This is a genomic window from Desulfobacula sp. (assembly GCF_030611305.1).
Classification (GTDB): Bacteria; Desulfobacterota; Desulfobacteria; order Desulfobacterales; family Desulfobacteraceae; genus Desulfobacula.
Window position 1 is genome coordinate 1 of the sequence record NZ_JAUWQB010000103.1, and the last position, 10,152, is coordinate 10,152.

The window sequence follows — 10,152 nt, forward strand, 5'->3', positions numbered from 1 at the left end:
AGTACCTCACGTACGGATCTGTACGGGGGGTGCCGGGTAACCGGCATTCCTACCGTGACCCGATAAGTTGTTGTTTTTATAAAAGATATTGCCTGAATCAGGGGCTGAAAAGGTCTTAGAGTGTGCTTTTTGATGGTAAAAAGGGGTGTTTAAGCCTACAAAGCTTGCCGGGGAGGCAAATAGCTTGGGGTCAGGCTTGCGTTGTTGTCGTTATTGGGTGTAAAGTATTGAAAAATATTTGTAAATATTAAAATAGCATTTCTTTATTCCCCTCTTTATTTTTTTGTCCATTCAATGTATTCTCAAAGTATGGCAATTTGATAAAATTAATAGTGAGGTTATTATGGCAAAGACGACAACAATATCAGTAAGAATGGATGCTGAACTAAAAAATCTTGCTGAAAACATATTAGTTTCCCTGGGTTTGACTCCATCGCAAGCGATTAATGTTTTCTACAAACAGATAACCTTTCAAAATGGTCTTCCTTTTCCAGTTAAGATTCCTGAGATGAAACTCAATGAAGCTTCGATTGCTGCAATGGAAGAGAAGAACCTGGATGAATACAAAACTCCTTCGGAGCTGTACGAAGAGCTGGGAATTTGATGAAAATTTTGAAAGTTACTAAACGGTTCAAAAAAGATGTCAAAAAATTAAAAAATCAAGGAAAAGATTTAGGCAAACTGAAAGATGTCCTTGATTGTATTTGTGAGGGTCTGGAACTGGAAACAAAATACCGGGATCACAAGTTGTCGGGTAACTATCAAAAGGCGCGTGAATGCCATATCGAACCAGATTGGTTATTAATTTATGAAATAGACGAATCCTCTATAAAACTACGCAGAACTGGTTCTCATGCAGAATTGTTTATTTACTAGAATTTTAGCGGTTTTAAGCGATGGTAACATAGTTTTTTCCTTGGGCTCAGTCAACTTCATCCAAGTTACTTATTGAAGGGTGTTTAATACTTAGGGGGTAAGTATTGAGAAATGGGGCGCAGATTGACGCAGATTTTCGTAGATTGTCAGGATGGGGCCCGGGTCAGGGGAAAAGAACTGAAACACATGGCTTTAATATCTTTGACCGCAGCAAATAGTTATGGTATTCTATGGTCAATTGTCAACGTGAAAGAAGGAGATCTAAAATGGTTGAAGAAGTTTCTATGAAAAACACTAAAAAAGAGATGCTGGAGATCATTAACAAGCTGCAGCAGCAAATCGAGGAAAAGGAAAAAACAAAATTAGACCCGGAAAAGATCAAGAAAGAAACAAAAGATATTGAAACTTTACAGAAGGCGGAGCAGACAGCTTCATCAGATCTAAGCACCCAGATACATAACCTCAAAATTTCAATAAACAAGGAACTGACAGGACTTTCTGATAAAGTTGAGGCTGAAGCTGAAAAATATGAAAACATTAACCAGGCAATTAAATTAAAACAAAAAGAACTTAATGAAATTTATGGAATTGAAACACAGGCTGCCAATTTAGCTGCACTAATTGAAGCACAAAACTATGCAAAAGAAAAGTTTGAAGCTGAAATGGCAGAAAATCGCGAGAATCTCACCAGTGAACTCAGTGAAAAGCGGGCCAAACAGGAAAATGACCTGTTAACAATTCGAGAAAAACTTGAAACCCGGATATCAGAAACTAAAGCTAACTGGGAAAAAGAAGAAAAAGAGTATCTGGAAGCTTTGGCTGAGGAGAAGACCAAAACCAAGAACCAGAGAATACGTGAAAATGAAGAGTACGAATATCAGATCAAAAGAACTCAGGAAATTGAAAAAAATAAATTCTCAGACGAGATGGATATTGTTAATAAGGAGATAAAACAAAAGCAGGAGCAGTTTGAAAAATTACAGCAGTCAAAGAACATTGAACTGGATGAAAGAGAAAAATGTGTAGCAGAACGAGAACAAAAAATGGAACAATTGCAGGAACAGGTTGATTCTTTTCCTGAAGAACTTAAAAAAAGAGTAACCGCGTCTGTCAAGGAAACCCAACAGAATATTACAGAGCACTTCAAACAGAAAGAAGCTCTTTTGATCAAAGGTTTTGAAGGCGAAAAAAATGTCCTGAAGGCAAATATTGCTGCTCTGGAATCACTCACCAAAGACCAGGGAAAACAGATGGAAAAACTCAATAATCAGCAGGAAAAAGCATATCAACAGGTCCAGGAGATTGCGGGAAAAGCCGTTTCCGGTGCTACAGAGCGTTCCCGAAATATAATAGTAAGCGCGGCTGCAAATGACCAGGATTCAAGGGCTTGATCTCATCTGATGAAAAAAAATCTAATAAAAATTTTAAAAAAGGAATTTAATGAGAAAGAAGAGAATTTCTTATTCGCATATCTATTTGGTTCCCTGGCCCAGAAAACATATTTAAAATCGAGTGATATTGATATTGCCGTTTATTTAAACGCTGAGGTTGAAAGACATTTTTTTGATATAAAAATTGACCTTTATCTGCGGCTAAGCCGTGCATTGAAACGAAATGATATTGATATCGTTATTATGAACCAATGTAAAAATATCATTCTTTTGAACCGGATAATCACCCATGGACAAGTTATCCATGAAAAGAATGAATCCATAAGAATAGAATATGAGCAGAAAATTCTGCATAGTGCTATTGATTTCAAAACCCAGAGAAAAATGGCTATGGAGGGTTAATGGAAAGAATCATCCAGAAAATCGGGCGCATTAATGAGTATATAAAAATTATTGAAAATATAAAAGATGAGTGTGAGAAACGATTCGATACAGATGCTGTTTACAGGGGTGCCATGCTTCATTATCTGTATTTACTGGCAGATACTTCTATCGTGCTTGCCGAGATGACAATCAAAAAAAAGAATTTAAGAACCCCTCAGTCATATTCAGAAGCTTTTGATATTCTGGGTGACAGCGGTGTTCTTGATCCTGAATTTGCTTATTCTTTTGCAAAAATTGCCGGGTTTCGTAATTTCCTTGCCCATGACTATGATATTGTTGATTCAAGTATTATCTGCAGTAAGATTCTTGACAGTATTATGGATATCCAAACATATGTTCAACAGATCAAAATTTCTTTTAGCAGTTAGGGTCAGGGGGAACGCAAAACAAACTGTTTTTCAGAATGATGGAGAATATCGCCGTTTTGAAGATATCCTGAAGTATTAGTGTATTAGTGGGGTCAGGCGCGTTGTTGTCGTGTTGTCGTTATTGGGGGGGACAAGGGGCATCACTGAACGGAAAAGGAAGCGGTCATGCTCCTTAAAGGTGACCCCTGACCTTATGATGCCCAATTATCGATCTTGAGATTTTGAACTCGCTTGAATTCTTTTTCGTTATTCGTAACCAAAGTGCAGTTAACAGAAAGCGCATGTGCTGCAATGAGCATGTCAAGAGAACCAATAGGCGTCCCTTTTTTTTCTAAATATGCCCGGAGCCTACCATAATGCTGTGCAGCATCATCATCATATGGTAAAATTTCTAACGGCGCTACGAATTGGGATAAAGCAAATTGATTTTGATCTGGTTTTGTACTTTTCATCACCCCGTATTCGAGTTCACTAAAAGTGATTGAAGAAATAGCAATATTTGAAATAGGAAATTTGTGAAACAGCTCTATTACCCGTATCGGTTTTTGTTTGATAATATAAATACAGATATTGGTATCGAGCATAAATTCAATCATAAATTTTCTCTGGAACTCTGAATTGGTTGATCTCTGTTTTCCATAAAGTCATCAGTAAACTGATCAAGACTGTTCGCTAAAATCGACCAGGGATCATCTTTCGGGATCAGGACGACCATCCCCCCAATTTTTTTTATAAAAACATCATTGCCCGTGAACCGGAATTCCTTGGGCAATCTTACAGCTTGACTTCGCCCATTTATAAATATTTTTGCAGTTTGCATAATAGCCCTCCTTGCTTGGTGCTTGGTATATATCGAAGTATATATCCTACCATAAAATTTGTCAATCATAATTAGTGTTCCGTCCGGCCAGAGTTTTACCTTGTAAAAAATCACTTTTCTTGATAAAAGAACCTATAAAAAAATCATTTTTTAATATTTGGCAGAAAACAGGTTATGTATAGGTTATGTATAGATCAGCGTTAGAGTATCTTATAAAGTGGAAAATGAGAGCAAGACGAAAACCACTTGTCATCAGGGGGGCAAGGCAGGTTGGAAAATCATATCTTGTTTCCATGTTTGCTGAACAGAATTTTTCAAATTTTATTGAAATTAATTTTGAAAAAGATCAGGAGGTAATATCTTTATTTTCCGGGACACCGGAAAAGATCATAAAGCTTTTGGAGCTTAGATATAACAAAATCATTGATATTGAGAATACGCTTCTCTTTCTGGATGAAATTCAGGCAGCACCGGAAGTGTTTGCAAAACTGAGATATTTTTATGAAGATTTACCCGGATTGCATATAATTGCAGCCGGTTCCCTGTTGGAATTCATTCTTGAAGAGCATACTTTTTCTATGCCGGTAGGAAGAATTGAGTATTTGCACCTTGGACCCATGACGTTTGAAGAATTTCTGGCAGCAAATGGAAAAACAATGCTGGTTGATTTCATTCAAAACTATTGGATTTCAGAAGATCTGCCTGATGCTGTTCATTCTGATCTGGTGTCTCTTTTTAAAACATACCTGATTATCGGCGGAATGCCGGAAGCTGTTCTGGTTTTTTCTGAAACAAACTCTTTTTACGAATCTGAAATTGTAAAAGAATCCATTTTGGGAACATATGAAGATGATTCTAATAAGTATTCTACAAGAGTCAATCATATGCGTCTCCTGAATGTTTTTAAAAAACTTCCCCTGATGGTCGGGAAAAAGTTCAAATATGTGAATGTTGATAGAAATGAACGAGCGCAAGATATTGAAAAAGCGTTACATCTGCTTGAAATGGCAAAAATAACGTATCGAGTAAAACATAGTGCATGCAATGGTGTGCCTTTGGGGTCTCAGGTGAATGAAAAAAAGTTCAAACTCCTGTTTCTCGATGTGGGGCTTATGGCCGGTGCCTGCGGTATGAGCATGATTGATATTGACAATGCTGATGATTTAATGATGGTTAATTCCGGAAGTTTGTGTGAACAGTTTGCCGGGCAGCACCTTCTTTATTCGGATGAATATTATAAGAAACCGGATTTATTTTACTGGGTACGGGAGGCGAAAAGCTCTTCGGCTGAAGTCGATTATATTATTTCTTCGGGCTCAAAAATCATACCTGTAGAAATTAAGGCGGGGAAAACCGGCCGTTTGAAATCACTGCACCAGTTTATAAAAGAAAAAGGGGTTGATTCAGCGGTTCGGATCAATCTTGCAAAACCATCTGTTCTTCAGGATTCAAACAAGTTGCCTGGAGGACAATCCATTGAATACAGGTTGCTTTCAATGCCTTTTTATCTTATTGGGCAGATTCGGAGACTGATTTCAGCGATGTGAGACGGGTGACCCCAGTGCTTACCAGTTCTTACTCCCGATGTTTTCTTATGTACTCGATGAAAAAAGCAAGAAAGACCGACATAAACAGCGCAACCACTCCGGCCAGGAGAACGATTTTTTTCATGCTTACATCTCTTGTTTTATATGTTTCAGGATCATGGGTTACCTGTACGGCATTATTTATTAATTTTTCCAGATATTCCTTCTTCAGTTCATTTGCCCTTTTTGACAAGGCAATAATCCTGCTCTCTATATTCTTCAGGCCTGTCTCTACGCGGGCAGTATTCTCTTTATTCTTTTCCCTCCCTTTCTTTTCTTCCTTCAAAAGTGCGATCTCTTCTTCCAGAAATTCCTTGTCGACTTGCAGATTTTTTGCTTTTATTCCTGCCTGAAGGGCAGTTTTTAAAAGAAGAGCAGAAGAATCCTCTTTGACCAGTTCCTTGATAAAGGAAGTATCGAGGACCAGGCTTGTCCCCCCTTTTTCGTCAAAAGCGCCCTTTGATGGCTCGTATCCTCCAGACTGTTTCATCTCCTTCAACAGTTTCCCGGCAACCAATGCTTCATTTTCTTTCTTTTTTCTTTCAACATCAATGCTTCTTATTTTATGCCGGTATACATTAATAAGATTTTCTGTGTTTTTGGTAAGCTTCAGTGTTTTAACAGTTGCTTCTATTTCGGAAATCTCAATATTATTAAGCAATTCAAGATCATTTTTCATATCTATGAATGAATCGCCCGTTTTCTGGGATCTGAAAAATCCGGCCTCCTCTATTTTGGAATCCAAAAATCCGATGAAGTTATTCGTTCTAACCTTAAAGGTGCTGATCGCATCAAGATAGTCAGAATTTGCAAGAAAATTGGCGGGGAATTTAATCACTATCAAGGGTTTTTCTCCATAGGTTTTCTCAAATTCTTTTCTGTATTCGTCTACTATTGACAGTAAAATCTGATCTCTTTCTTTTATTGAAAAAATATCGGCTTGTTCTGTGGTAATAGTTAAACTGAATTGATTGGGAAAAAACGGATAGGATTCTTTTTTCTTTTCAGCCGCTTTTATTTTTTCTTTAATTTCGGGTGGTATTATACCTTTTATATCTACCATTCCCCTTATGCCTTCTCCGGCAAACTCCTTTTTCTTTTTTTGAAGAAATGCAGTCGCTTTTGTTAAAATGGCAGGGGTAATAACCTGTTCTTTGTTGAATAATTCCCCATCCGGATTTTTATGCTTGTCTATGCCCGGGAAATTTAAGGAAATCGTACATTCGGTCACATGTTTTGCCGGATGTGTCAGCATTGTTATTCCCAGGGTCACGCCAGTACCCAGAATTACCATAAGAACTATAAAAACCTTCCATTTCCACAGAACACGAAGATAGTCAATGAGATCAATTTCATCTTCCTGATACGGATAATTTTCCGGGTATTGTTTCCCTGGGGATTCTTCCTGATTCATAATTTCCTTTTCCTTTTTTTCTTTTACTATGTGATATTTTTTTTAAGCCCAAAATATATAACATGCGGTTTTCAAAGGATCAACCTTGTTCTTTAAACAATTTTATCGGTTTTTTTGCAAAAATCAGGGTTTACCCTGATTGATATTTATATTTTTTTCTAATAGTATGATCGTAAAATTGAAAAATCATTGAACTGAACGATTTTTAAAAAGTCAGGACATATTGGGTCATGCCTATTAGTCGGTATAAAAATTTATCAGCAGTTTTGATTATTGATTCAATCCTTATCTGTTTATCCTTCTATCTTTCGCATCAGATCCGGTTTGATTTTCAAATCGATAAGAATACTCATGCTATATGTTTAGAGTTACTTCCATATGTTCTGATCATCAAGCTTATCTGTTTCTGGAGTATGGATTTATACAAAGGTATGTGGAGATACACCAGTATTAACAGCCTTTTGGATGTAGTCAAAGCTGTTGCTGTATCATCTGGATTGATCGTTATTTATGTGTTATGGAGATACAGATTTCAGGGCGTTTCAAGGTCTGTTTTTTTTATTGATTTTTGTCTGACCCTGATGTTTGTAATGGGGTTCAGGGTGTTCATACGGATATGCTATGAGCGCCTTGTTCAAAAAATAACGATTAAAGAATTGATTGGTTATTTTAGGAATCGTTTGAAAAAAAATCAGCAAGTTATAAAAAGAATTTTAATTATCGGGGCAGGAGACTGTGCTGAAAAAATTTTTAGAGAAATAAATGACAATGCCGCAATTCACTATAAAGTCGTTGGGTTTCTTGACGATGATGTTTTAAAAATCGGAAGAAAAATTCACGGAATATCTGTGGTGAGCAGGATTGAAGAATTAGAAAAAGTGGGTCAATCCCTTAAAGTTTCTGAGGTTATTATTGCGTTGCCAACTGTTTCTGCAAAAAGAATGAGAGAAATTGTTAAAATCTGTAAAGACAGCGGCATAAAATTTAAAACAGTCCCGGGCATGGGAGAACTGATTAATGGCAAGGTATCTGTGAATGCCATCCGAAAAGTGGAATACAGAGATTTGCTGGGCCGGCAGCCCATAGATCTGGATACTGAGCAAATAGGGGGTTATCTTAGCGGTCGAGTTGTTTTTGTTACCGGCGCCGGCGGTTCCATCGGCACTGAGTTGTGTCGGCAGATCTGCAGGTTTGACCCCGGAAAGCTTGTTCTTTTTGAAAGAGCGGAAAGCCCTTTATATGAGATTGACCTGGAGCTTAAAAAAAATTTTCCCAATATTGAAGTGATTCCGATTCTGGGTGATATTCAGCATAAAGAGGATTTATCAAAGGTTTTTGGATTAATTAAACCTGAAATTGTTTTTCATGCCGCAGCATACAAACATGTTCCCATGTTGGAAAACCATCCATGGAAAGCAGTGGAGAATAATATTGCAGGCACGGAGAATCTTGTAGAGACAGCAGATAAATTTTGTTGTGAAAAGTTTATTTTTATATCAACGGATAAGGCGGTAAATCCAACAAATTTTATGGGGGCCAGCAAAAGAATCGCTGAAATGATCGTACAAAACAGAAATCTGATTGGCGAGTCAAAAACACAGTTTGTAACGGTCCGGTTCGGCAATGTAATTGGAAGCGTCGGCAGTGTAATTCCACTGTTTAAAAAGCAGATAAAAGAAGGCGGCCCTGTGACAGTTACTCATCCGGAGATTATAAGATATTTTATGCTTATTCCGGAAGCATGCCAGTTGATCCTTCAGGCGGGTGCCATGGGAAAAGGGGGTGAAATCTTCATCCTTGAAATGGGGGCTCCGATCAAGATAGATAATATGGCCCGTGACCTGATAAGATTTTCAGGTTTTGAGCCTGATGTTGACATCAAGATTGAGTATACAGGGTTAAGGCCCGGTGAAAAATTGTATGAAGAGCTGATGACTGACCAGGAGGATGTTATACCAACCTGTCATAATAAAATTATGATTTTTAATGGCAGAAAAGTTGATCTTGAACAATTGAATGGCGGGATTGAAACATTGCGAAAAGAAGCGGAAAAGAGAGATATTGAGAACATAAGACTTCAGTTTAAAAAGATTGTTCCGGAATATATTTCCCATCCCTGATATTAAATGGGTGGGTTTTAAACCCCTGGGAATCAGGGGATATTTTTATTTTTTTATTATTAAAAGGAGAAAAAAATGAAACAACTTAAAAAAATTTCGTTATTAATTTTGGCAGGTTTGTTATTTCTCAGTTTTTGTCAGCCGGTGATCGCCGCCGGTGAAAAAATAAATATAAATACAGCAATCAAAAAAGAGCTTGTGATATTGAAGCATGTCGGAGACAAAATCGCAGACAGGATAATTGAATATCGAAAGGACAATCCTTTTCAGAAACCCGAAGACATTATGAAAGTGAAAGGGATTGGGCAAAAAGTGTTTGATGCTAATAAGGATGTCATTGTTGTAAAAGATGAATAAAAATTCTGACGCAGCAATTTTCCCTGATTCCCAATCTTTAAAGTCTTTAAAAACCAGTTGCTTGATATAGAGTATTTTTGTATTATTATCTAAACCATGCTGTAATTTACAGCATGGTTTTTTTTGTTTAAGGCTTTTGAAAAGGAGAGTCCGGCGTATGAATATTTTAGAGCTGATATCCAATAATTTTGATTTATGGGTGGTGCCGGCAGCAGCCGTGGGTCTTCTATTGTGTGGCTGGGTATTATGGCTTGTTTTAAGACGTTCAAGCTCAAAGGCAGTTGCTGAAGTTCATGTTCAAAAACATGGAAAAGATTTTGTGGATCAGAAAATAGAGCAGGATCGGAAAACACGTTTGTTCTTACACAGTTTGTCTGTATTGCAGCGGGACGGGCGGCTTTTGGATTTTTTTGATGAAGATTTAAGTCTGTATGATGATGAGCAGATTGGTGCTGCTGTACGAAGTATTCACGAGGACTGCAAAAAAACAATAAAAAAATATATTGATCCAAAGCCTGTGATAGACAATGAAGAGGGTGAAAGAGTAACAATCGAACCAGGATTTGATATTGATTCAATTAAGCTTGTTGGAAATGTTTCAGGAGAACCTCCATTTGAGGGTATTTTGAAACACAGAGGGTGGAAAGCCGGGAAAAAAGAAATCCCCAAACTGTCAGACATCCGGGATGCAGACATTAATATACCTGCAGAAGTTGAGGTTTAATGCAGACGGGGGCTTGCTTATTTTTAGTTATTTGGAACAACAAACAAAACAA

12 protein-coding genes are annotated in these 10,152 nt (G+C 37.3%); 9 read left to right on the forward strand and 3 right to left on the reverse strand.

The genetic code is table 11. The features are described from left to right. Positions 1-343 precede the first annotated feature (343 nt). The 5 genes from QAI40_RS15165 (at position 344) to hepT (ending at position 3,079) form a co-directional block, all read left to right on the forward strand. Positions 344-604, forward strand: a complete 261-nt coding sequence (locus QAI40_RS15165; protein WP_299983286.1) for a type II toxin-antitoxin system RelB/DinJ family antitoxin — start codon at positions 344-346, stop codon at positions 602-604. Continuing rightward, on the forward strand, positions 604-876 hold the full coding sequence (locus QAI40_RS15170; protein WP_299983284.1) for a type II toxin-antitoxin system RelE/ParE family toxin: 273 nt from the start codon (positions 604-606) through the stop codon (positions 874-876). Before QAI40_RS15165 ends, QAI40_RS15170 begins: the two co-directional genes overlap by 1 nt. Before the next feature lie 266 nt (positions 877-1,142). Continuing rightward, on the forward strand, positions 1,143-2,267 hold the full coding sequence (locus QAI40_RS15175) for a hypothetical protein (protein ID WP_299983282.1): 1,125 nt from the start codon (positions 1,143-1,145) through the stop codon (positions 2,265-2,267). Positions 2,268-2,276: 9 nt separating this feature from the next. After that, positions 2,277-2,669 carry a type VII toxin-antitoxin system MntA family adenylyltransferase antitoxin gene (mntA, locus tag QAI40_RS15180; protein ID WP_299983280.1) on the forward strand — a complete coding sequence of 131 codons (393 nt, stop codon included), beginning with the start codon at positions 2,277-2,279 and terminating at the stop codon, positions 2,667-2,669. Further along, positions 2,669-3,079, forward strand: a complete 411-nt coding sequence (hepT, locus tag QAI40_RS15185) for a type VII toxin-antitoxin system HepT family RNase toxin (protein WP_299983278.1) — start codon at positions 2,669-2,671, stop codon at positions 3,077-3,079. The genes mntA and hepT overlap by 1 nt, the downstream gene beginning before the upstream one ends. A gap of 191 nt (positions 3,080-3,270) precedes the next feature. On the opposite strand, the gene vapC is transcribed toward hepT, so the two are convergent. Both vapC and vapB read right to left on the reverse strand, forming a co-directional pair. Continuing rightward, entirely contained in the window at positions 3,271-3,675 is a 405-nt protein-coding gene (gene vapC / locus QAI40_RS15190) for a type II toxin-antitoxin system tRNA(fMet)-specific endonuclease VapC (RefSeq protein ID WP_299983276.1), read from the reverse strand. Next, complete coding sequence (vapB, locus tag QAI40_RS15195; protein WP_299983274.1) at positions 3,672-3,899, reverse strand: type II toxin-antitoxin system antitoxin VapB; 228 nt, start codon at positions 3,897-3,899, stop codon at positions 3,672-3,674. Before vapB ends, vapC begins: the two co-directional genes overlap by 4 nt. Positions 3,900-4,123: 224 nt before the next feature. On the opposite strand from vapB, the gene QAI40_RS15200 reads away from it, so the two are divergent. Further along, positions 4,124-5,446 carry an ATP-binding protein gene (locus QAI40_RS15200; RefSeq protein ID WP_299983273.1) on the forward strand — a complete coding sequence of 441 codons (1,323 nt, stop codon included), beginning with the start codon at positions 4,124-4,126 and terminating at the stop codon, positions 5,444-5,446. A 28-nt stretch (positions 5,447-5,474) separates the two neighbouring features. Here the strand turns inward: QAI40_RS15200 and QAI40_RS15205 are convergent, their stop codons facing one another. Further along, positions 5,475-6,899, reverse strand: coding sequence for a hypothetical protein (locus tag QAI40_RS15205; RefSeq protein WP_299983271.1), 1,425 nt, complete (start codon positions 6,897-6,899; stop codon positions 5,475-5,477). Between the two features lie 413 nt (positions 6,900-7,312). On the opposite strand from QAI40_RS15205, the gene QAI40_RS15210 reads away from it, so the two are divergent. From QAI40_RS15210 to QAI40_RS15220, 3 genes are all read left to right on the forward strand, one after another. Beyond that, positions 7,313-9,019 (forward strand): polysaccharide biosynthesis protein, encoded by a 1,707-nt coding sequence (locus tag QAI40_RS15210; protein WP_299983269.1) that lies wholly within the window; start codon positions 7,313-7,315, stop codon positions 9,017-9,019. Positions 9,020-9,094: 75 nt separating this feature from the next. Then, on the forward strand, positions 9,095-9,376 hold the full coding sequence (locus QAI40_RS15215; RefSeq protein ID WP_299983267.1) for a ComEA family DNA-binding protein: 282 nt from the start codon (positions 9,095-9,097) through the stop codon (positions 9,374-9,376). A gap of 157 nt (positions 9,377-9,533) precedes the next feature. Next, positions 9,534-10,100 carry a DUF2760 domain-containing protein gene (locus QAI40_RS15220; RefSeq protein ID WP_304511760.1) on the forward strand — a complete coding sequence of 189 codons (567 nt, stop codon included), beginning with the start codon at positions 9,534-9,536 and terminating at the stop codon, positions 10,098-10,100. Positions 10,101-10,152 lie beyond the last annotated feature (52 nt).